General features: G+C 57.3%; 27 protein-coding genes. 13 read left to right on the forward strand and 14 right to left on the reverse strand.

From position 1 onward, the window contains the following. The first annotated feature begins 21 nt into the window (after positions 1-21). From ACR0KN_RS08355 to ACR0KN_RS08365, 3 genes are all read left to right on the forward strand, one after another. Positions 22-237, forward strand: coding sequence for a putative signal transducing protein (locus tag ACR0KN_RS08355; protein WP_008755664.1), 216 nt, complete (start codon positions 22-24; stop codon positions 235-237). After that, entirely contained in the window at positions 234-1,013 is a 780-nt protein-coding gene (locus tag ACR0KN_RS08360) for a tRNA1(Val) (adenine(37)-N6)-methyltransferase (protein WP_480652753.1), read from the forward strand. Before ACR0KN_RS08355 ends, ACR0KN_RS08360 begins: the two co-directional genes overlap by 4 nt. 115 nt (positions 1,014-1,128) lie before the next feature. After that, positions 1,129-1,293 carry a YdcH family protein gene (locus ACR0KN_RS08365; RefSeq protein WP_010443648.1) on the forward strand — a complete coding sequence of 55 codons (165 nt, stop codon included), beginning with the start codon at positions 1,129-1,131 and terminating at the stop codon, positions 1,291-1,293. On the opposite strand, the gene yddG is transcribed toward ACR0KN_RS08365, so the two are convergent. The 10 genes from yddG to ACR0KN_RS08415 form a co-directional block, all read right to left on the reverse strand. Continuing rightward, on the reverse strand, positions 1,290-2,156 hold the full coding sequence (yddG, locus tag ACR0KN_RS08370) for an aromatic amino acid exporter YddG (RefSeq protein ID WP_480652755.1): 867 nt from the start codon (positions 2,154-2,156) through the stop codon (positions 1,290-1,292). The genes ACR0KN_RS08365 and yddG overlap by 4 nt on opposite strands. Next, positions 2,153-3,100, reverse strand: a complete 948-nt coding sequence (locus tag ACR0KN_RS08375; protein ID WP_480652757.1) for a transcriptional regulator GcvA — start codon at positions 3,098-3,100, stop codon at positions 2,153-2,155. Before ACR0KN_RS08375 ends, yddG begins: the two co-directional genes overlap by 4 nt. Before the next feature lie 303 nt (positions 3,101-3,403). Continuing rightward, entirely contained in the window at positions 3,404-4,126 is a 723-nt protein-coding gene (phbB, locus tag ACR0KN_RS08380) for an acetoacetyl-CoA reductase (protein ID WP_010443651.1), read from the reverse strand. 187 nt (positions 4,127-4,313) lie between these two features. After that, positions 4,314-5,489, reverse strand: a complete 1,176-nt coding sequence (locus ACR0KN_RS08385; RefSeq protein ID WP_480652759.1) for an acetyl-CoA C-acetyltransferase — start codon at positions 5,487-5,489, stop codon at positions 4,314-4,316. 193 nt (positions 5,490-5,682) lie between these two features. After that, complete coding sequence (locus ACR0KN_RS08390; protein ID WP_480652760.1) at positions 5,683-6,516, reverse strand: EAL domain-containing protein; 834 nt, start codon at positions 6,514-6,516, stop codon at positions 5,683-5,685. 112 nt (positions 6,517-6,628) lie between these two features. Then, a complete protein-coding gene (locus tag ACR0KN_RS08395) occupies positions 6,629-6,817 on the reverse strand; it encodes a hypothetical protein (protein ID WP_170544662.1) in 189 nt (62 codons plus the stop codon). Positions 6,818-6,907: 90 nt separating this feature from the next. Continuing rightward, positions 6,908-7,879 (reverse strand): sterol desaturase family protein, encoded by a 972-nt coding sequence (locus ACR0KN_RS08400; protein ID WP_170544659.1) that lies wholly within the window; start codon positions 7,877-7,879, stop codon positions 6,908-6,910. After that, positions 7,876-8,262 carry a hypothetical protein gene (locus tag ACR0KN_RS08405; protein WP_480652763.1) on the reverse strand — a complete coding sequence of 129 codons (387 nt, stop codon included), beginning with the start codon at positions 8,260-8,262 and terminating at the stop codon, positions 7,876-7,878. Before ACR0KN_RS08405 ends, ACR0KN_RS08400 begins: the two co-directional genes overlap by 4 nt. A gap of 59 nt (positions 8,263-8,321) precedes the next feature. Next, positions 8,322-8,651 carry a hypothetical protein gene (locus ACR0KN_RS08410; RefSeq protein WP_170474183.1) on the reverse strand — a complete coding sequence of 110 codons (330 nt, stop codon included), beginning with the start codon at positions 8,649-8,651 and terminating at the stop codon, positions 8,322-8,324. Positions 8,652-8,733: 82 nt separating this feature from the next. After that, positions 8,734-9,300: a TlpA disulfide reductase family protein gene (locus ACR0KN_RS08415; RefSeq protein ID WP_480652765.1), complete on the reverse strand. Its 567-nt coding sequence runs from the start codon at positions 9,298-9,300 to the stop codon at positions 8,734-8,736. Positions 9,301-9,321: 21 nt separating this feature from the next. On the opposite strand from ACR0KN_RS08415, the gene argH reads away from it, so the two are divergent. The 5 genes from argH (at position 9,322) to ACR0KN_RS08440 (ending at position 15,043) form a co-directional block, all read left to right on the forward strand. Continuing rightward, positions 9,322-10,710: an argininosuccinate lyase gene (gene argH, locus ACR0KN_RS08420; RefSeq protein ID WP_480652767.1), complete on the forward strand. Its 1,389-nt coding sequence runs from the start codon at positions 9,322-9,324 to the stop codon at positions 10,708-10,710. Then, positions 10,710-10,892 carry an argininosuccinate lyase gene (locus tag ACR0KN_RS08425; RefSeq protein WP_480652769.1) on the forward strand — a complete coding sequence of 61 codons (183 nt, stop codon included), beginning with the start codon at positions 10,710-10,712 and terminating at the stop codon, positions 10,890-10,892. The genes argH and ACR0KN_RS08425 overlap by 1 nt, the downstream gene beginning before the upstream one ends. A gap of 81 nt (positions 10,893-10,973) precedes the next feature. Continuing rightward, entirely contained in the window at positions 10,974-11,123 is a 150-nt protein-coding gene (locus ACR0KN_RS08430) for a hypothetical protein (RefSeq protein ID WP_170474195.1), read from the forward strand. Between the two features lie 71 nt (positions 11,124-11,194). After that, positions 11,195-12,460, forward strand: coding sequence for a diaminopimelate decarboxylase (lysA, locus tag ACR0KN_RS08435; RefSeq protein ID WP_480652771.1), 1,266 nt, complete (start codon positions 11,195-11,197; stop codon positions 12,458-12,460). A 96-nt stretch (positions 12,461-12,556) separates the two neighbouring features. Next, a complete protein-coding gene (locus ACR0KN_RS08440) occupies positions 12,557-15,043 on the forward strand; it encodes a TIGR02302 family protein (protein ID WP_480652975.1) in 2,487 nt (828 codons plus the stop codon). On the opposite strand, the gene ACR0KN_RS08445 is transcribed toward ACR0KN_RS08440, so the two are convergent. Further along, positions 15,040-15,735 (reverse strand): zinc-ribbon domain-containing protein, encoded by a 696-nt coding sequence (locus ACR0KN_RS08445; RefSeq protein WP_480652773.1) that lies wholly within the window; start codon positions 15,733-15,735, stop codon positions 15,040-15,042. The two genes, ACR0KN_RS08440 and ACR0KN_RS08445, sit on opposite strands and share 4 nt — an antisense overlap. A gap of 182 nt (positions 15,736-15,917) precedes the next feature. Here ACR0KN_RS08445 and ACR0KN_RS08450 point away from each other — a divergent pair, with 182 nt between their 5' ends. From ACR0KN_RS08450 to ACR0KN_RS08465, 4 genes are read left to right on the forward strand one after another with little or no spacing between them, the layout of a single operon-like run. Continuing rightward, positions 15,918-16,595: a cell division ATP-binding protein FtsE gene (locus tag ACR0KN_RS08450; RefSeq protein ID WP_170544904.1), complete on the forward strand. Its 678-nt coding sequence runs from the start codon at positions 15,918-15,920 to the stop codon at positions 16,593-16,595. After that, entirely contained in the window at positions 16,592-17,491 is a 900-nt protein-coding gene (locus tag ACR0KN_RS08455) for a cell division protein FtsX (protein ID WP_480652775.1), read from the forward strand. The genes ACR0KN_RS08450 and ACR0KN_RS08455 overlap by 4 nt, the downstream gene beginning before the upstream one ends. Next, on the forward strand, positions 17,491-18,231 hold the full coding sequence (locus tag ACR0KN_RS08460; RefSeq protein WP_010443682.1) for a lysophospholipid acyltransferase family protein: 741 nt from the start codon (positions 17,491-17,493) through the stop codon (positions 18,229-18,231). Before ACR0KN_RS08455 ends, ACR0KN_RS08460 begins: the two co-directional genes overlap by 1 nt. Beyond that, positions 18,218-18,823, forward strand: coding sequence for a pyridoxamine 5'-phosphate oxidase family protein (locus tag ACR0KN_RS08465; protein WP_170544636.1), 606 nt, complete (start codon positions 18,218-18,220; stop codon positions 18,821-18,823). The genes ACR0KN_RS08460 and ACR0KN_RS08465 overlap by 14 nt, the downstream gene beginning before the upstream one ends. Positions 18,824-18,844: 21 nt before the next feature. On the opposite strand, the gene ACR0KN_RS08470 is transcribed toward ACR0KN_RS08465, so the two are convergent. Next, positions 18,845-19,438 (reverse strand): NAD(P)H-dependent oxidoreductase, encoded by a 594-nt coding sequence (locus ACR0KN_RS08470; protein ID WP_170474215.1) that lies wholly within the window; start codon positions 19,436-19,438, stop codon positions 18,845-18,847. A gap of 102 nt (positions 19,439-19,540) precedes the next feature. Here ACR0KN_RS08470 and ACR0KN_RS08475 point away from each other — a divergent pair, with 102 nt between their 5' ends. Then, a complete protein-coding gene (locus tag ACR0KN_RS08475) occupies positions 19,541-20,119 on the forward strand; it encodes a TetR/AcrR family transcriptional regulator (protein ID WP_480652778.1) in 579 nt (192 codons plus the stop codon). A 17-nt stretch (positions 20,120-20,136) separates the two neighbouring features. On the opposite strand, the gene lpdA is transcribed toward ACR0KN_RS08475, so the two are convergent. Both lpdA and ACR0KN_RS08485 read right to left on the reverse strand, forming a co-directional pair. After that, positions 20,137-21,525, reverse strand: a complete 1,389-nt coding sequence (lpdA, locus tag ACR0KN_RS08480) for a dihydrolipoyl dehydrogenase (protein WP_480652779.1) — start codon at positions 21,523-21,525, stop codon at positions 20,137-20,139. A gap of 71 nt (positions 21,526-21,596) precedes the next feature. Further along, on the reverse strand, positions 21,597-21,866 hold the full coding sequence (locus tag ACR0KN_RS08485; protein WP_010443693.1) for a hypothetical protein: 270 nt from the start codon (positions 21,864-21,866) through the stop codon (positions 21,597-21,599).

The raw sequence follows: 21,866 nt of genomic DNA on the forward strand, positions 1-21,866 counted from the left end.
CTTGCCCTTACATCCATCCCCATGAAAGAACTATTGCGCAGCACCGATCCGACAATCCTGGCTTTTGCAACGGCTCTCCTTGAGGGCGAGGATATAGACTGCTTTCAGATGGACGTAAATATGAGCATCCTCGAAGGGGGTATAGGAATTTTCCCTCGTCGCTTGATGGTGCGCGCCGATGACCTGACCCGCGCCGAGCGCGTTATGCGTGATAACGAGATACCGCTGGGGCGATGAGCTTGTTTTCCGACAATGAGTTGACGCTGAATGAATTTCTGGGTGGTCGTGTGCGATTATGGCAACCAAAGACTGGGTATCGCGCGGGCGTTGATCCTGTCTTGCTGGCGGCTTCGGTTCCTGCCCTCAAGGGTCAGTCAGTGTTAGAGCTCGGATGTGGCGCGGGAGCCGCTATTTTGTGTTTGTTGGCACGTGTTCCGCAATTGCAGGCGACAGGGGTCGAATTGCAATCCGCTTATGCGGAACTGGCGCGTCAAAATGCCACTCAGAACTCTATGGACCTGTCGGTGGTCGAGGCTGATCTGAGCGCGCTACCCAGCGACCTGAAACAAGCGCAGTTCGATCATGTCATCGCTAACCCGCCTTATTACAGGCCAGGTGCCCATAGCCCATCGACCGATCCGGGGCGGCAGATTGCTTTGGGGGAAAATACCCCGCTCACAGCGTGGATAGATGTTGCGGCCCGGCGGTTAGCACCACGAGGATACTTGCACATGATCCAGAAAGCGGATCGCTTGCCAGACATGCTGGCTGCATGCAGTGGCCGCTTGGGGTCGGCCGAAGTGTTGCCTCTTTCTGCACGCGTGGGCCGCCCGGCCGAGTTGGTGATTCTACGAGTTCGTAAGGGAGGTCGCGCCAGCTTTCGGTTACAATCTCCGCTGATAATGCATCAGGGGGATCGGCACCTCAATGATGGTGAAAGCTATACTCCCGAGGTTTCGGCGGTGCTGCGCGATGGCGCCGCATTGGCCGGATTCGGTTCAGATCGGCAATGACCAGCCGAATTTGTCGGATTTATTACAGATTCTGTGCGTCTGCAGCGTGACAGTCTGGAAATGATGTGATCAACTTCTTACGTCATACTTACCAAACCAGAGAAGGAGGACCGCCATGAGCGTGAGCGCGCATCTGACGGAGTTGAAGAAAAAACACGAAATTCTCGGTCTTGAAGTAGAAGAAGCTCAACGCTCACCTGGTATTGACGATCTCCATATTGCACAGCTCAAGAAGCAGAAACTGAAGCTGAAAGAAGAGATCGAGCGCCTGTCGGCCTAAGCCTTCAGGCTGGCGCGGGCAGCGATTGCAGCGCCACCGGTGACAAGCAAGGCCGCGATCGCCAATCCCCACGACAGGGCGGCGATCCCGGCCAGAACCAATACAAGCGTCGATAGCAAAGGTGCCGCGTATGAGGCGGTGCCGAGGATTTGAATGTCCCCGCGTTTGACCCCAATATCCCAAACATAGAACGCCAGCCCGACCGGACCTAAACCCAAGGCGAGGGTTGAGGCCCAGCCTATTGCGCCCTTCGGCCAGACTGTTTCTTCAATTGCAAAATGCAGCGCCCAAGAGGCTGTTGCTGTGATGATGCAGAACACCGCAACCGAACTTGTCGGTACATCGCCCAACCTTCGCGACAGAACCGAATAGCCTGACCAAGTCAGCGCACACAAAAGGGCCAGCCCATAACCGGGCAGATGTTGCGCCTGAAACCCTGCACTGCTGCCACCAGTAATGATCACTGCAGCCCCGGCAAAGCCAAGGCTAGCACCGATCAGGTGGCCAGGCTTCAGGTGTTCGCCGGGGAGCAAGCCGGACAGCAAAACAATGAGCAAAGGCCAGAGATAAGCGATCAGCCCCGCCTCAGCGGCGGGTGCCATGCGCAGGGCTGAGAAATACAAAGCGTGATATCCGAAAAGCCCAATTGCACCGAACAGATACGTGGTCCATGCGATCTGGCCCAACTGCCTCAGGGCTCCATTTGCTATAGTCCAGATCAGGCCCAAAGTTCCACCGATCGTAAAACAAATTGCGTTCAGCAACAGAGGTGGTGTGGGGGCTGAGCCCACGGTAAACAAGGCCAGCAGAGACCACAGCAAGACGGCGACAAAGCCGATTGCGGTCGCACGGGAACGAGTCATGGGCGTCCAAGTTCCTTTTCTGGGATGATCTCAAAGTCGTCCCACATATGCGCGGTTTTTTCGATCTCTGCAAAGAACCATTCTCGGAAAGCTGCTATTTGTGGGCGGTCTTTGGCTTCGGGCAGGCAAATGAATCGGAACCGCGCTTCGGTCTGCACCGCCACTTTGAACGGGGCGACAAGTCGGCCCTCGCTCACATCCTTGATGATCAAAGGCCGCCGCCCCAGTGCAACCCCCAACCCGGCGCAGGCTGCATCAATCGCGTGATCAGGTTGAGAAAAATGGGTGCCCGTTGCAGGTGAATACGACATACCAACGGCGCGAAACCAGGACTGCCAATCGCAACCAGGGGCGACCTTGAAGAGGGAATCATCAAATATCAGCGGTGCGTCACGCAGCGATTCGGGTGTTTGGAACCTCTCATGCAATTCAGGTGTCATAATAGGCGTCACCCAATCTGGTCTTGCGGCGTAGGAAGCCAGGTCTGCGTCGTCAGATATTCCAAATCGGATCGCCGCATCCACATCATCCCGCCGCAAATCGACAACCTTTAGTGATGCGGATAGCCGCAGTTCGATGTCCGGATGGAGTCGAGCAAACTCGAACAAGCGGGGGGCCAACCACTTTGCGGTCAAGGCTGGTCCGGCAGTGAGAGTCAGCGTCCCGCTGCTCTGCAACCTTCGTGTTGCAGCCCATGCTGTCTGTAGTGTCGTAAATCCCTCTGCTGCGCCGGGTGCTAATGTGCGTCCGGCCTCGGTTAGTTCAACGGCGCGGTTCAGGCGGCGAAACAGCGGTTGCCCGAGGTGCTCCTCAAGCGATTTGATCTGAAAGGATAGTGCTGCGGGGGTGACGTGTAACTCTTCCGCGGCCTTGGCAAAAGACATGTGCCGCGCGGCGGCATCAAAGGCACGCAATGCGGTCAATGGTGGCAGGCGGTCGCTCATCCAGTTAAAATATCCTTAACTGACTATACGAAAAAGCTCGTTTGTAGGTCAGATAAATATGCCTCATCATCGGAGCAAGTCAAATGAAACTGATCTGAGAAAGAGGCAAACATGATTGAGATGACAACCCATCCTTCGGTTCAGCGTGCCTTTCAAAAGGCGCATTGCGAACGCGGTAAAGCGGTCAGGAGCATCTGGCGAATGATTTTTGGTTCCCGCTGACCGCAGCGCGCGCGGACTTACGGGATAAAAGAAGGGCCGGTCCTTGATGGACCTGCCCGTTTTCGTTCCAATGCCGTTGGTTCAGACGAAGAACTGTGCACCGTTGGCCGAAATGGTCGAGCCGTTGATGAATTGCGAATCGTCCGAGGCAAGAAAGGCGACGCAACGCGCAATCTCTTCCGGCTCACCCAGGCGACCTGCAGGGATCTGGCCAATGATCGATTCGCGTACCTTCTCAGGTACTGCCATGACCATTTCGGTCGCGATATAGCCGGGGCAGATTGCATTGGCGGTGATACCGGCCCGCGCACCTTCCTGTGCCAGCGATTTTACAATACCCAGATCACCTGCTTTTGTTGCGGCATAATTCACCTGGGCGAACTGACCTTTCTGGCCGTTGATTGAGCTGATCACGATGATCCGGCCGAACTTACGCTCGCGCATGCCCGGCCATACCGGGTGAACGGTGTTGAAGACACCCGTCAGGTTCGTGTCGATCACCTGATGCCATTGCTCAGGCGTCATCTTGTGGAACGGCGCATCGCGGGTGATACCTGCGTTGGCGACCACAATGTCGATCGGGCCGACCTCGGCCTCGACTTTTTCGATGCCCGCTTTGGATTCGTCGTAATCCGCAACATTCCATTTATAGGTGTTGATACCGGTTTCTTCGGTGAACTTTGCGGCGGCTTCGTCATTGCCTGCATAAGTGGCGGCAACATTATATCCTTCGGCCTTCAACGCCTTGGAAATTGCTGCGCCGATGCCGCGGGAACCGCCGGTTACGAGTGCTGTACGTGCCATTTAGGACTCCTCCAAATTTAGTCGTCTTGGTAATTCTGTTACTCTGAGAGTTGAGGTTGCGCAATATCGTTTCGCGATCGAATTAATCTTTCTGTCCGGCGATATTGTCGCAGTTTAGGGATATGATCCGATTGTAACAAAAAAGGGCGTCCTGTGGACGCCCTTTTGTAATTAGTTTTCAGCGCAATTAGTCGCGCTCCACGCACAATGCGACGCCCATGCCACCACCAATGCAAAGGGTCGCAAGACCCTTCTTCGCGTCGCGGCGTTTCATTTCGAATAGCAGGGTGTTCAGAACCCGACAGCCCGAGGCCCCAATCGGGTGACCGATAGCAATTGCACCGCCGTTGACGTTCACAATCGACGGATCCCAGCCCATGTCTTTGTTCACGGCGCAGGCCTGTGCAGCAAATGCTTCGTTGGCCTCGACCAGATCCAGATCGTCAACCGACCAGCCCGCTTTTTCCAGCGCTTTGCGCGAAGCGTAGATCGGGCCGACACCCATGATTGACGGGTCCAGGCCGGCGGTCGCGTATGAGGCGATACGGGCCAGAGGCTCAATTCCGCGCTTTTCGGCATTCTCGGCCGACATCAGCAGGGTGGCTGCGGCACCATCGTTCAGGCCCGAAGCATTTGCCGCCGTGACCGAGCCATCCTTGGTGAAAGCCGGGCGCAGTTTGGCCATCGCCTCCATGGTCGCGCCATGGCGGATGTATTCGTCCTTATCCATCACGATGTCGCCCCTGCGGGTCTTGATGGTGAAGGGCACGATCTCGTCGGCGAATTTTCCAGCGTTTTGGGCTGCTTCGGCCTTGTTCTGCGAAGCAACAGCGAATTCGTCCTGCATGTCGCGGCTGATCTGCCATTTCTCGGCCACGTTTTCGGCGGTCTGACCCATGTGATAGCCGTTGAAGGCATCCCACAGACCATCGCGGATCATAGTGTCGATGTATTTCATGTCACCCATCTTGTGACCGGCGCGTAGGGCGGCGGCGTGGGGTGATAGGGTCATGTTCTCTTGTCCACCTGCAGCCACGATCTCGGCGTCGCCCAACTGGATGTGCTGAGCGCCCAGAGCGACAGCGCGCAGACCCGAACCGCAAACCTGATTGATGCCCCATGCCGCGCTTTCCTGCGGCAGACCTGCATTGATATGCGCCTGACGGGCGGGATTCTGCCCTTGTGCGGCGGTCAGGACCTGACCCATGATGGTTTCGCTTACCTCACCCTTGTCGACCCCGGCGCGCTCGACAACGGCCTCCAGGACGGCAGCGCCCAAATCATGTGCGGGGGTGTTCGCAAACGAACCGCTAAAGCTACCGACGCCCGTACGTGCGGCGGATGCGATTACTACGTTGGTCATACAGTCAATCCTTTACCGTCATGGTCTTGTGGGAAATCTGACGGCGCAGGTCGTGGAGAGGCTTTCTCCGGATACAAGAGCGCCTCGGGTTCCCCGCTCCAGCACCTTCTGCAATACCGCAATGCTGCATCTGCAGCAACGGGCAGCTTGTCTCAGAGTTGACTGCGGTGTATCTTTGCGCGGCTTCTTTCTATCAACTGCCTGTTTTTGAGGATTTTTCTTTGACCCAAGGTGAGGAGACCGAAGGTGCGCCGTACAAGAAGCCCTGCAGGCAATCGACCCCATTTTCGATCAGAAAAGCAGCATCTTCAGCGATCTCGACCGATTCGGCGGTCACGAGAATTTCAAATTCACGTGCCACGGCGATCAGCGCGCGCACCAGCGCCTGATTGTCAGAGTTCTTACTGACGCCACGTATGAACTGCCCGTCGATCTTGGCGGCGTCGAACAGAAACTCGCGAAAATGGCGAAAGCTGAAGTTGCTGGCTCCGAAGTCATCCAGCGCGAAGGCGATCCCGCGGGCTTGTTGCTGATCCATGAAGTCAACCACCAGCTCGGGCAACTGCATGGCTGACGCTTCGGAGATTTCCAGAATCAACCTCTCGCCCAGGCTTGCGTCTTTTTTCAGGAACCTATCCAGTACACGCGACCAGTTGGAATAACCGATGGATCGGGCGGACATGTTGATGGACAAGCGAATGCCGGGATTTCGGATCAGGGTGCGCAATCCCATGTCGAGCGCTATGCAATCCAGATCACGACCGATAGGCGTGTTTTCTACCTGTGGCATGAACTCGCGTGCGGGTATGACGCGACCGGTTTCATCCAATACGCGGATGAACCCTTCGTAAAAGGCGATCCCTTGCGGGGGGTGAGCCTGAATAACGGGTTGAAACGCCAGCCTGCATTTCTTGTGCTTTACCGCTTCAGTGGCCATCTGAACGACGGATTGGTCCCGAGAGGTGACGGCGGCGCTCAACGGGTTGTCCGACCCTTCAGGCAGGTCCGCGCGCTTCCTGTTTCCCATTTTCTACCATTCCTCTGATCCCGACGATTACGGTCCGGACAACAGTTTCAGGCAAGACAGGTAAAACCGGAGTTAATGAGCGTGTATTTATCTGCAGGTGTTGGGCCGGTGATCAGTGTGTGGACTGCCGGGCATGCCGCAGCGAAGCCGCCGCGCCAACCAGTGCTCCGAACAGTCCAAGCGCGGCCATAACAAATCCGAGACCCAAAATAGTCGGGACAGTTCCGTTGAGCGCGGCGGCCATGGTGATGACAAGACCCAGCAAACCAGTAACGGTAGAAATTCTCAGCAATTTTGACATGCGGGTCTCCGGAGAATGCTTACTTAAATCACCTATCGGATATGGAGCAGCTGTGCCAAAAATCAAGCAGAGAAAAGGTCTTTTTGAGACTTAGGCCCGCTTTGGCGCGGTGGCGGACGCCTGCGGGTCGAATTGCTCAAACCCCGGTGTTCCGCTATCTTCCGGATGGCGGACAAGATGTTTGGCCTTGATCTGCTCGGAATTGTCTCGGCTACCATCATGGCTGTAGCCCGGAGGAGCAAAACAATACGCTAATCGCTGGCGCAATGTCAGCCCAGGCTGGGTGGCATCCTTCCAAATTCCGACCCATTCATGAAACGCCACGCGCAGTGGATTGAAGGTGCCGATATTGTGTACGAGGCCATAGTCGACCTTGTCATCTGCTTGCTCGGGAACAAATGTGCCAAACAGCCTGTCCCAGATGATGAACACACCGGCATAATTGCAATCCAGATAGCGTGCATTGCGTCCGTGATGGGCACGGTGGTGGCTGGGGGTGTTCATCAAGGCCTCGAACCAGCGGGGCATTTTGCCAATGGCTTCGGTGTGAATCCAGAACTGATAGATCAGGTTCAAGCCGCCGACAAACAGCACCATTGCGGGATGAAAGCCCAGCAGGATCAACGGCGCACGCACCACCATCATGAAGGTGAACGTATAGGTCCAGGTTTGCCGCAGCGCTGTTGTAAGGTTGTAATGTTGCGAGCTGTGGTGGTTCACGTGGCTGGCCCAGACCCAGCGGATACGGTGCCCGAACCGGTGGACCCAATAATAGCGCAGATCATCCAGCACAAAGCAGAGGATGATGACCGGGATCGAAGTGCCCAGGTTCAGCGGCGTGATTTGCCACAGCCACATGAAAAACGCATACGCGATGAAGCCCAGCAAAAAGCCTGAGGCAATGTTGCCCGCCCCCATGATCAACGAAGTCACGGCATCGCGCGTCTCATACCGACCGCCCTGACCTTTGACGGCGATCCATAGAAATTCCGCCAGAATGGCGGCGATGAAAAACGGTACGGCCCATTGCACCGCGTCGGGAAAGCTTACGTGATCAGTCATGCGGGTTCCATCAGATGTCGCCAGTGGCGGCACTCGGTTTCGTCGAGATGGATGAGTACGCGCGGAGTGCTGAAATCGTGAAATTGAACCTCAAACCCATCGGGATGGTCGATCCTGTCGAAATCCAGCAGATGCCGGGCTACGGTGTCAGCCCCGAAGGACCACAGCAACCCGGCGCCTGTCTCGGTTCGTACAAGGGCGGCATGACTGTCATGGGCGACCGTGACATCAATGACTGTGTCATCAGGGAAGTGTCGAAGCCATTGGATTTGTGCGGTTTCAGGCGTCAGTAGGCGCAAACGAGATCTACCCGTCAGATGCAACAATAGCGCGATCCCGGCAATGCCGCCGACGACAAGTCCCAACAGAATTTCCAGCGGCATTCGATCCTCCTGCTGACAAACTGCAAGAGGTCGAATTGCCTGTCAAAGGTGGCGTGGCGTCAGCCGTGCTCTAGGCCGTCCAGAACTTCGTGTTGCACCACCCGTTCGACAAAGGGCACCAAACCCTCGGGGCCCGATGTGCGATCTTTTAGATGGATGCAGATATCGGGGCGGCGCGCGGCAATGATGCCGACCATTTCACCGCGTATGTTGTCGTCCAGACCGGCACCCATGATGGCGCAGGCGATGCGGGGTTCGGTGTCCAGTTGTCGCCGGACCTCATTCTGATCATGTGCGCCCAGCCATTGGATAGGCAAATGATCCAACTGCCGTGCAACGTCACCGATTACATTCGGCAAACGGCCGATCAGTAATACTACTGGCTTCATATGGCCTCCATTTCGCTGATCACAAACGAAAACCGGCCCAACGGGGCCAGTTTCACTCTAACACAAAATGAAGCGGGCGGCTTTAGCTATTGGCCTCAACCAGAGTCGATATGATTGACTTCGCGCTTTCCGAGTTCCATTCCGCATCGCCGATCAGGCGCGCAATTTCCTGCCCTTCGGGGTTCAGAATGACGGTAATCGGCAGAGCGATGACACCGAATTCGCGTGCGGCGGCAGAGTTGGGGTCCTGATGGCGTGGCAGGTTGTCGATGCCGTTCTCGTCAAAGAACTTCTTGATCCCGGCAGGCGTGTTACGGCCAGTGGCCAAGGTCAGCACCTGGAACTTGTCGCCGCCAAATTCTTCCTGAAGCTCGGCAATCTGCGGCATTTCCTTGCGGCAGGGGGCGCACCATGTGGCCCAGAAGTTCACCAACACGTATTTGCCAACATAGTCTTCCAGCGTGCCGACACCGCCATCGTCTTCCAACTGAAACTCGATGGTCTTGGCGGGTTTTGGTTCCTTATGCAGGATCAGCCGTTTCAACGTGCCCTCGCGCAGCGGGCCCAGAGTCTCGGCATCCGTTGCCAAAGCGGCGTTTGCACCCAGCGCAAGGGCCATATAAAGGGGGATCAGACGAAATAGGCGCATATCAACTCCGGGTTTTCTTACATGACCGATCAATCTTCGAACCAGATGTGGGGCGGCCGCTTTGCCGCCGGTCCAGACGCGATCATGGAGGCAATCAATGCCTCGATCGGGTTCGATCAGCGGATGGCAGCCCAAGACATCGCAGGCTCGCGCGCCCATGCCGCCATGTTGGCTGCCACAGGCGTTATAACTGATAGTGATGCGCAGGCTATTCGGGAAGGGCTGCTCACCGTTTTGTCAGAAATCCAGAACGGTACGTTTCAGTTTTCGACCGCGCTGGAAGACATTCATATGAATGTCGAGGCGCGGTTGAAGGAGGTGATTGGAGAGCCAGCAGGTCGTTTACACACGGGTCGTAGCCGGAATGATCAGGTCGCGACCGATTTCAAACTTTGGGTCCGTGACCAACTGGACGCAGCGGAAACTGGCCTGCTGGCCCTGATCCGCGCGCTTTTGGCGCAGGCCGAAGCTGGTGCCGATTGGGTCATGCCGGGCTTTACCCATCTTCAAACCGCGCAGCCAGTGACCTGGGGCCACCATATGATGGCCTATGTCGAGATGTTTGGCCGCGACCTATCCCGCGTCCGCGATGCGCGTGCACGGATGAACGAATCCCCCTTGGGCGCTGCTGCGCTAGCAGGGACCTCTTTCCCAATTGATCGACACATGACCGCCGAAGCGCTGGGCTTTGATCGCCCCGCAGCCAACTCGCTGGATGCCGTCAGCGACCGCGATTTTGCGCTGGAGTTACTGTCGACAGCTTCGATCTGTGCGGTCCACCTGTCGCGCTTCGCCGAGGAACTGGTGATCTGGTCTTCGGCCCAATTCCGTTTTGTCACGTTGTCCGATCGGTTCTCGACCGGCTCGTCAATCATGCCGCAGAAAAAGAACCCCGATGCCGCGGAATTGATCCGCGCCAAAGTGGGTCGCATTTACGGCGCCAATACAGCGTTGATGATGGTGATGAAGGGCTTGCCGCTGGCCTATTCCAAGGACATGCAGGAAGACAAGGAACAGGTCTTTGATGCCGCCGACAACTGGATGCTGGCGCTTGCCGCAATGGAAGGGATGGTCATGGACATGACCGCCAACCGCGACAGCCTTGCAGCTGCTGCAGGGTCCGGTTTCTCAACTGCAACCGATCTGGCCGACTGGCTTGTCCGTGTGCTTGGCCTGCCGTTCCGCGATGCGCACCATGTAACCGGTTCGCTGGTTTCCATGGCCGAGAGCAAAGGCTGCGACCTGCCTGACTTGACGCTTGAGGACATGCAGTCGGTTCATGCTGACATCACTGATGATGTCTATTCTGTTCTTACGGTCGATAATTCGGTAAACTCGCGCCAGTCCTATGGAGGCACCGCACCGGATCAGGTGCGAGCCCAGATCAAGCGATGGAGGGCGCTGGTGTAATGCATATACGACGCGTGGTGCATTTGATTGCGGTTGCAACGGCTCTGGCCGGATGCGGCGCTGACGGCGAACCCATCCAACCCACCATGAGCGCAAGTGTTGGTGTTGGCAGCAGCGGCACGTATGGCGGTGTCGGGGTTGGTGTGCGCCGCGGTGGTCTGGGCGTATTTCTGGGGCTCTGAGGCATTGCCATTTGTATTTGTTATCCCCATGTGAGCAGAACAACCGGCTGCACGCTGCTCATCTGGACGTAAGGTGGCAACATGAAATTCTTTGGCCTGATCTTGGCACTTGTCATTCTTGCAGCTTGCGACCCGGCATACAAACCACAACCCAAACCTGAGCCCGAAGCCCGCTCGACAGGAATTTCGGTATCTGGATATGCGCGGATCGGTGCATCGAAGACCTTCTAGATAGCGATGGGATTTCTGCAGATGGCTGGAATCATTTGATCCACATGCCTCTTTTGGTCTAAGCGCGCGGTATGGATCATTTTCTCTACCGCGACGGCGCGCTTTTCGCCGAGGATGTGCCAATCTCCGAAATCGCTGCAGCGGTCGGAACCCCGTTTTATGTTTATTCGACGGCTACTTTGCTGCGGCATTTCAAGCTGTTTGATGACGCGCTTGAGGGCACCGACCACCTTGTCTGCTACGCGATGAAAGCGGCCAGCAATCAGGCAATCCTGAAGACGCTGGCTCAGGCAGGTGCGGGGATGGATGTGGTTTCTGGTGGAGAGTACCTGCGTGCCAAGGCTGCAGGCGTGCCCGGCGACAAGATTGTCTTCTCGGGCGTTGGCAAAACTGCAGATGAGATTCGCACGGCATTGACTGGCGGAATTCGGCAATTCAACGTCGAATCCGAGCCTGAAATGCAGGTGATCAATGCGGTCGCGCTAGAATTGGGCGTGAATGCGCCGATCACCGTTCGGGTGAACCCGGATGTCGATGCCAAGACCCATGCCAAGATTGCTACTGGAAAGTCCGAGAATAAGTTTGGCATCCCGATCTCGCGCGCTTCCGAGGTTTATGCGTTGGCTGCAAGCCTGCCGGGGCTCGAAGTGATCGGGATCGACGTCCATATCGGCTCGCAACTGACCGAATTGGAGCCGTTTGAGCTGGCCTATAACAAGGTCGCGGAACTCACTGAGCGTTTGCGCTCCGAAGGGCACAATATTCGGCGCCTTGATCTTGGGGGTGGATTGGGCATTCCCTATACGCGTTCCAATGACGCGCCGCCCTTGCCAGTTGAATATGGCGCGATGATCAAGAAAACGCTGGGCCATCTGGGCTGTGAGATCGAGATCGAGCCCGGCCGACTGATTGCGGGTAATGCGGGTCTGATGGTGTCCAAGGTCATCTACGTCAAATCCGGTGAGGACCGCGATTTCCTGATCCTTGACGGGGCGATGAACGACCTGATCCGCCCCGCTATGTATGAAGCGCATCATGACATAGTCGCCGTCGACGAACCCGCTGCCGGGGTCGAACAAAGGCCCTATGACATTGTCGGTCCTGTTTGCGAATCCGGTGATACATTTGCCAAGCAGCGCAATATGCCTCCCCTGAGATCGGGTGATCTGATCGCTTTCCGCAGCGCGGGGGCCTATGGCGCGGTCATGTCCAGCGAGTACAATACGCGCCCCCTGATCCCTGAAGTTCTGGTGAACGGGGATCAATTTGCCGTAATTCGTGAACGCCCAAGCTTTGACGAAATCATAAACCGCGATACCATACCAGAGTGGCTCTGACGCGATAGGCGCGCGGGCCGGATCAGGAGGCCCGCCTTGCGCGAGAACCAGACCCTGCCGATTCCAAGACTGTCCCTGTGGCTGACGCATGGGGGCATGCTGGCCGAGCAAGTGATGCGCGCCTTCTGGCCGCTCTTTTCTATTCTCATGGCGCTGCTGGCCGCCCTGATGCTGGGGCTGCACGATCTTGTGCGCATCGAAACTGTTTGGATTTCTGCGGCTGTCGGATTGATTGCGTTGATTGCGGCCGCGATCTTGGGGATCAGGCGGTTTCACTTGCCAACCCGGTCCGAGGCGTTGGTTCGGCTGGATGAGACCCTGCCCGGTCGCCCAATTCAGGCGTTGATGGATGATCAGGCAATCGGTGCGATGGATGCGGATTCGGTGGCACTGTGGCAAGCACACCAGGCGCGCATGGCAGACCGTGCTTCAAATGCCGATCCGGTGAAACCCGATTTGCGGCTGGCCTCTCGCGATCCCTATGCGCTTCGCTATGCTGCATTGTTGGCGCTCGTCGTTGCAGCTCTGTTTGGTTCGTTCTGGCGGATTGGCTCGGTGGCGGACATGACGCCGGGGACCGTTCAGGCGGGGCAGGGCCCGACCTGGGAAGGCTGGGTTGAACCGCCACGTTATACGGGCTTGCCGACACTTTACCTTGCTGATCAAACTGATCCAACACTTACGGTGCCCAAAGGCAGCCGCATCACGCTGCGGTTCTACGGGGAGATTGGTGCACACAGCCTTACCGAGACGACGACGCCGCTTGGAACCGAGGCCGCAACCGAACCAGAGCAGGACTTTGTTGCCGATCGCTCGGGCCAGTTGCGGATCGAAGGTCCGGCTGGACGCGATTGGGCGCTGGACATACTCGCGGACACAAAACCACAGATCGAGGTGGCGGGCGCTGCTGAGGCCGAAGCTGGCGGACAGATGAAACTACCGTTCGCGGCGTCCGACGACTATGGCATCATTTCAGGCACGGCTCGGATCGAGTTGAATCTGCCTGCTGTGAATCGCGAATTTGGCCTGGCAACTGAACCGGAGCCGCGCGAGATCATCACGGTTGAGCTTCCGATGCCGATCACCGGCGACAGGACGGATTTTACCGAAGACCTGATCGAAGATTTCTCGCAGCACCCCTGGGCGCATTTGCCGGTGAAAATTACCCTCTTGGCCGTTGATGCGGCAGATCAGGAATCGGTGGCCGAACCTTATTTTGCCGATCTGCCTGCCCGGCGTTTCTTTGATCCACTGGCTGCTGCGGTCGCTGAACAACGGCGCGATTTACTCTGGTCGCGCGACAATTCACTGCGCGTTGCACAATTGTTGCGTGCCGTCTCGCATCTGCCCGAAGATTTGTTCCGCTCGGACACCGCCTACTTGCGCCTGAGGGTGATCTTGCGTCGGTTGGAAACCTTTGATCGGCACGGTGCGCTAAACCTCAAACAGCAGGAAGAGATCGCGCAGGCGCTATGGGATCTCGCTGTTCTGATCGAGGACGGAACACTGGCTGACGCTTTAGAGCGGATGCGCCGCGCGCAAGAGCGTTTGACCGAAGCAATGCAGAACGGTGCCAGCGATGAGGAAATCGCTGAGTTGATGCAAGAGCTGCGCGAAGCAACGCAGGATTATATGCGACAGCTTCAGCGTCTCGCCCAAGAAAACGGCGAAGATGGTCAGAACCAACAAGGCCAGAACGGCGAAACGCTGCAGATGACGCAAGATGACCTGCAGCGGATGATGGATCGCATTCAGGAGCTGATGGAACAGGGCCGCATGGCCGAAGCGCAGCAGGCGCTGGAAGAGTTCCAGCAGATGATGGAAAACATGCGCGTCACACAAGGGCAAGGTCAGGGTGGCCAATCTGAAGGTCAGCAGGCCATGGAGGGGCTGGCGGAAACTCTGCGGGAACAGCAAGGGTTGAGCGATCAGGCCTTCCGAGATCTTCAGGAACAGTTCAATCCGGGGGCTCAATCCGGCGAAAGTCAGGGCAATGAAGGCAGCAGCGGCGGGCTCGGGCGTGGACAAAGCCACGAAGGTCAGGGCGGACAGGGCCAGGGTCAGGATCAGGCAGGTGAGGGGCAGCAGGGTCAGGGATCTCTGGCGGATCGTCAGCAAGCGCTGCGAGATGAACTGGGTCGGCAGGAACAAAGCCTGCCGGGTGGCGGCACGCCTGAAGGTGATGCCGCACGTGAGGCGCTGGGCCGTGCAGGGCGAGCGATGGACGAGGCCGAAGACGCCTTGCGCAGCGATGATCTGGCCGAGGCGATCGACCGGCAGTCCGAAGCGATGGAAGCGCTGCGCGAGGGGATGCGATCACTGGGTGAGGCCATGGCGCAGAACCAGCAAAACCAGCCGGGGCAGGGTACGGAAGCGGGTGATATGCAAGCCAACAACCGCGACCCGCTGGGCCGCGCGCCGGGATCGGCAGGGTCGATCTCGACCGATGATAATCTGTTGCAAGGCGAAGACGTCTATCGCCGGGCGCGCGAGCTATTGGACGAAATCCGTCGCCGCACTGGCGAACAGGATCGGCCTCAGATTGAGTTGGAGTACCTCAAGCGCTTGCTCGAAAGGTTTTAGTTTTGCCCTGCGCCACCGGTCTGTGATTCTAACCACAGACGCGCCTGATCGACCATTGATACATAAGATTTCAGCACCGGATCAGCTTGCGGTACCGCTTCGCTGATCTGGCTAGCATTGCCATAGATCAGAAACAGAATAACGCCGATGATTAGTATCAGCGCGAATCCACGTAGAAATCCACCGGATTTGCGAGTTGGTGCATCTGTTTCAGCCTCGTCCGAGCTGAGATCGCTGCGCAGGCCGGAATTGATTGCCTCAACATCAGGTAGCTCATCGCGCTGACCTGCATCGGCTGCTGACTCAGTGGCGGAAGGTCTATTGTGTTTGACCTTTGGCTCTTCGGGTGGGTCAAGGGCCAGATCAGGCTGGCTTTCTAGACTACTGCCTTCACGCTTTCGCAGATCAGCCTCGCGCGCGGCTTCTTCCTTTAGGATGTTAGAAACCGCGGGATCTATGTTGCTGGCACTCTCATCATGAGACGCTTCGGCCGCTGTTTTGACCTCTTCAGGATCTGGCGAGTCTATTTCCTGCGTTGCCTCGGCCTCTGGCTCTGTTTCGCCGGCGGCAGGGTGTTTTTCCTGAAACCAGGTCTTTTCGCAATTGGAGCATTGCACTTCGCGCCCGTCTTCTGGGATCACCTCGTCCGGGACTTCGTACTGGGCGCTGCAATTCGGACACGTTAAACGCATTCTGCCTCCTGGCCTTCAAGGCTGGCCTGATAATAGTTTTTTCAGGGATGATATTCCGTTAAGACCCAACAGCAAAGCGTGTTTTCGGTTTCGCGGGCCAAGTGTCGCCAATTGGCCCCGCCCGAGGCATTGAATCCAGCGCTGCGCTCGGGCAAGAGGTAAGCAGAACAATGGGGGCAGGCGTGATCGAGCTGGACAATATCAGCTATACCTACGGCGGCGGCGAATTGCTGAGCGATGTTTCGCTGCAGTTGCAGCCGGGTTCGTTCCACTTTCTGACCGGCCCATCTGGTGCGGGCAAAACCACATTGCTGAAACTCTGCTATGGCGCGTTGCTGCCAACCTCGGGAAGGTTGATGGCCTTTGGCGAAGATATCGCCAGCATGGATCGTGATCAGATGGCGCTGCTGCGCCGTCGGATCGGCGTGGTGCATCAGGATTGCCGCTTTCTGGATCACATGACGCTGGCCGAAAATGTTGCGCTGCCGCTTATGGTCTCGGGGCGCTCTGAGAATGGGCAGCAGGACGACCTGACCGAGCTGCTGAGCTGGGTCGGACTTGGAAGCAGACTCGAAGCACACCCACCCGAATTGTCGGGTGGGGAACGCCAGCGTGCCGCTTTGGCCCGCGCGGTCATTTTGTCGCCTGACGTGGTGCTTGCGGATGAGCCCACCGGCAACGTGGATTGGGAGATGTCTCAACGTCTGCTGCGCCTGCTGATCGAACTGAACCGGATGGGTAAAACCGTGCTGATCGCCACCCATGACCTAAGCCTGATCCGCGCCGCGAAAAGCCAGGTTCAGGCCCGTGTTCTGCGCATCGCGCAGCGCCGGGTGCAACTTGCGGGGGCGGATTTATGAGCAAGGGTACGATCCGAAATTTGCTGCGCCGCGACACTCGCGCTGATCGCGTTGTGCCACCCACTGGTTTCACTGCTCAGCTGACCCTGTTTGTCTCGGGCGCGATGGCATTTCTCGCAGTATTTGCACTGGCCCTGTCGCTGGCGTCGGGCCGTGTGGCGGATCGCTGGGCCTCGGAACTGGCAGGGGCTGCGACCTTGCGGATCAATGCCCCTGCAGATCAACGTGCGGCGCAAACTGAGGCAGCTTTGAACGTTCTCCAGCAGACGCCGGGGGTCGCTTCGGCCCGCGCGTTGACGAGCGAAGAACAGGCCACACTGCTGTCGCCCTGGTTCGGACCGGACTTGCCTCTGGGCACATTGCCAATCCCGCAGCTGATCGAGATTATCGAAGGGGAGCCCGGCCTGGATGCGGCTGGTCTGCGCCTGAGATTGGGGGCAGAAGTGCCGGGCGCGGTGCTGGATGATCACACCCGCTGGCGCGAGCCATTGGTTGATGCGGCCAATTCACTGCGGCGTCTGGGCTGGATTTCGATCCTGCTGATCGGTGGCGCGACCGCCGCCATGATCACCCTTGCCGCCAACGCCTCACTTGCCGCCAACGCGCAGATTATCGAGGTACTGCGTCAGGTCGGCGCGCGGGATCGGTTCATCGCCAGAGCTTTTGTGCGGCGCTTTACCTTCCGCGCGCTTTTCGGGGCGGCGGTTGGAACCCTGTTAGGTATGTCTGGTGTTTTACTGCTACCCGAGGCCTCGGATACTGGTGGATTTCTTACAGGGCTTGGGTTTCAAGGGATTGGATGGCTACTGCCGGTGCTGATACCAGTGTTGGGGGCCGCCGTTGCATTTCTGGCCACATGGTCGGCAGCACAGCGCAAGTTAAAGGAGCTTTCGTGATGTTCATGGCCATTCAATGGGTCCGGTCGCTGATCTTCATGATCACTATCTACGCCTGGATGCTGGTCCTCGGGATCATCTTTGCCCCCTATGCGCTGTTTGCCAAAAGTGGCGCTTTGCGCGCCTGTAAGACCTATGCGCGGACGACCAAATGGTTGGCCCGCTGGATGGTTGGCATTCGTTGTGAAGTGCGCGGAGAGGTGCCTCATGGTGAGGTTGTGATCGGCGCCAAGCACCAGTCGTTTCTGGACATCATCATAATCTTCGACGCCATCCCGCACGGCAAATTCATCATGAAGCGCGAGCTTTTGTGGACGCCGGTCATCGGCATGTATGCGCGCCGTCTGGGCTGTATCCCGGTCAATCGCGGCAAACGAGGGGCGGCGGTGGCCAAGATGGTCAAAGATGTTGCGCGCGAGTTCAGCGAACCCGGACAGTTGGTGATCTACCCGCAGGGAACGCGCGTCGCGCCGGGTGTGCACAAGCCCTACAAGGTCGGAACGGCGGTTCTGTATGAAGGCCTCGGGTTCCCGTGCGTGCCCGTTGCCACCAATGCGGGCGTCTTCTGGCCCAGAACCGGTGTCATGCGCAAGCCGGGCAACGCGATTGTCGATTTCCTTAATCCAATCGAGCCCGGCGTCGCACGAAATGACTTTCTTGAGCGGCTGGAAAACGTGATCGAGACTCGGTCGAACGAATTGATGCAGGAAGTGGGATTTGATCCGGATGGAGTTCATTAAGGACATCGCTACGCTCGAGGCGCTCTACGGGACGCCCGGTGCGCCATCTATACGCAAGGTGGCGCGGCAACTTACTCCGCTCTATCGCAAGTGGATCATGGCCTCGCGCCTGTGCATTCTTAGCACCGTCGGCCCCGAAGGTGTCGATGGCAGCCCGCGCGGAGACGACGGATCAGTCGTATTGGAACTGAATCCGGGCACTTTGGCCCTGCCGGATTGGCGAGGAAACAACCGCCTGGATTCACTGCGAAACATCGTTCAGGATCCCCGAGTGTCGCTGATGTTTTTGGTGCCCGGCTCGAACAACGTGGTTCGGGTAAATGGGAATGCTCAGTTGACCGATGACGACGACCTGCGCGCCCGTTTCGAGAAAAACGGAAAGCGCCCTGCGACCGTGATTTTGATTGAGTTATCCGAGGTCTACACCCAATGCGCCCGCGCCCTGATCCGAGCCGGAACCTGGAGCGGTCGTGATGAAACCGATGGCCTTCCGAGTGTTGGCGAGATTCTGTCTGAAATGACATCGGGTGAAGAGGGCGGCGCACAATATGATCAGGAATGGGGTGCCCGCGCCGCAAAGACTATGTGGTAGCAGCTTTGCCGCATAGTAACTTCAAAGCGCGGCGGCTCCCATTCTGGCCACTTTGCCGATCCAACGTTCAACGCTTCCGGGTTTCGGATAGCTTGCGCTGGCAAAATAGGTAAAGCGGGTAGGCTTGAACCCAACAAATCCTAGAACCTGATCGCGAAGCTGCCGCAGCAGCGCCTGCCGATAGATTAAACGCATGAACCAGCCTGGCGTATCTGACGTCAGGATCACCCTTGCGGTGCGTCCGCTCAGCATCGGTGCTGGCAAACCGATCTTTGTTGTGTTCCGCGTATCGAACGTCCGTCCTGGGATGAATGTCCGGTCGATCAGGCCCTTCAGCTTGGCTGGCAGACCGCCCCACCACATCGGTGTCGTCAGGACTAGGTGCTCGCTCCACTCGATGTCCTGCAATACCTGTTCAAGCACGGGCTCAAGCGGTTTGAAATCTTCATAATTTCCCTGACCAAAGTCGTGATCGAACTGCAGATCACTCAGATGCACCATGCGAACCTCGTGACCTTTGGCAATGGCTGCGTCTGCGTAGGTCTGTGCAAAGGTGCGCGACAGGCTGCTTTCGGCAGGGTGCCCATTGAGGACGAGTATCTTCTTAGCTGGCATTGCGAATCTCCTAAAATTGACCATGGTCACTTTGTAAGCGTAAAAAATGACCGCGGTCAATAATAAATTTGACCACGGTCAAAAAATATGCAAGCAAGCACTATGCAGAGACCAATTCAAAAACGAACTCTTAAAACCCGAGCACGCCTGACCTCAGCCGCCGAGGACGTGATTCAGAAGAGCGGGTACGAAGCTCTGCGCGTGGAAGAGGTGGTTCAGGCTGCAGGCGTGGCCAAGGGAACATTCTTTGCGCATTTTCGCGACAAGGATGCACTGATGGAAATCCTGCTGGCGGAAAAACTGAATGCCTGCCTTGATCAGGCAGAGGCCGGAAAGCCCCCCAAATCAGTGCCACAAATCATCGCGGCCCTAGAATCCGTGCACAGTTTCATGACGGTTGAACGCTATGTATTCGACCTGCTCATCAGGTATTCCGGTGCAACGGCAATAGCCGAGATTGGTCCAATCGCATATTTCTTTGAACGATATTTTCGCGTTGTGATGATGTGGCTCGAAGATGCGGATGTTCGCCAGGACGTTCCTTCGGAGCTTTTGGCCGAAGGAGTGCAGGCATTTGCAATTCAGGCCATGTCGCTAAAGTTTTGTGCGCTGCATGCCTCAACAAGCTTCAGCGAAAGGCTTAAGGTTTATCTTGAGGCGTGGTTGACCCCGGCGAGATAACCACCGGGGTCGTTTATTCAGCTATGAATTGGTCCGTCACCACAGGCCAGCGCTGCCTCGCGCACCGCTTCGGAATAGGTCGGGTGCGCATGGCAGGTCAGGGCTAGATCTTCGGCCGAGGCACCGAACTCCATCGCCAAGCAGACCTCGTGGATCAGGTCGCCGGCCGCAGGGCCGATGATATGTGCGCCCAGAATGCGATCAGTATCTTTGTCTGCCAGAATCTTGACGAATCCGTCGGCCGCAAAATTTGCCTTGGCTCGGCCATTGCCCATGAACATGAACTTGCCGACCTTGTAGGCGCGGCCCTGTTCCTTGAGTGTCGCTTCGGTCTCACCCACATTAGCCACCTCGGGCCAGGTGTAGATGACCCCCGGAATGACGCCATAGTTTACGTGACCGTGTTTGCCAGCGACCTGTTCGGCTGCGGCCATGCCCTCGTCTTCAGCCTTGTGTGCCAGCATCGGGCCTTCGGTCACGTCGCCGATGGCGTAGATGCCCGGCACATTGGTCTGCCAATCACTACCGACCTTGATCTGGCCGCGCGGGGTCATCTCGATGCCCAGAGCGTCCAGCCCCAGACCATCCGAGTACGGCTTGCGCCCGGTTGCCACCAGCACGGTATCGGCGTCGATTACATGCTCGCTGTCATCCTTCAGCAGCTTGTACGTCACCTTGGCTTTGGTCTTGGTCGCCTCGGTCTTTTGCACCGCAGCGCCCATGACGAATTTCAAACCCTGTTTCTTAAGAATACGCTGAAAGGTCTTCTGCACCTCCGGGTCCATGCCCGGCGTGATTTCCTTGAGGAATTCGATCACCGTCACCTCGGCGCCCAAACGGCTGTAGACCGAACCCAGCTCAAGCCCAATCACACCGGCACCAATCACAATCATTTTCTTGGGAACTTTGCCCAGAGACAGCGCTCCGGTCGAAGTCACTACGACCTTTTCGTCAACCTCGACGCCGGGCAGCGCCGACGGCTCAGAGCCTGACGCGATGATGATGTTCTTGGCCTCATGTACCTCATCGCCAACCTTGACCTTGCCCGCAGCGGGGATCGAGCCCCAACCTTTCAGCCAATCGATCTTGTTCTTCTTGAACAAGAACTCGATGCCCTTGGTGTTGCCATCGATGACTTCATCCTTATAGGCCTGCATCTGCTTCCAATCGACCGAAGGGCTTTTGCCTTTCAGACCCATCTTGGCAAAGTTATGTTCAGCTTCGTGCAACTGGTGACTGGCATGCAGCAAAGCTTTCGAGGGGATGCAGCCCACGTTCAGGCATGTCCCGCCCAGCGTCTCGCGCCCTTCGACCACAGCGGTCTTCAGACCCAGTTGAGCGCAGCGAATTGCGCAGACATAGCCGCCGGGCCCGGCGCCGATTACGATGACGTCATAATTTGCCATTACATTCTCCTAAATCGACCGGTCGCCCGGCACTTCCCCGACCCCATTTCGTGGGTCAGAAATATCTTTTGTCAAACGGGTTCCAGCAGCTTGATCGAGATATGCGCAATCCCACCACGCTCGTGATGCATCGCCAGTTCCTCGGACCCGAAAAAGGCGCGGGCCTTGTCTAGGTTTACGACCTCGAACATTGCAATCGCATGGTCCTTCTGATCGGGATCACGCCAGACATGCAGGTCGCGGATACCCGCGGCCTTACGCATCGGCATATCCTCGCGGAACACTTTTAGCCAGGCGTCGAAATCGGCCACATCGGCCTGCCAGAGTACATGTGTTGCCAT

This window comes from Ruegeria sp. AP7, assembly GCF_056539905.1.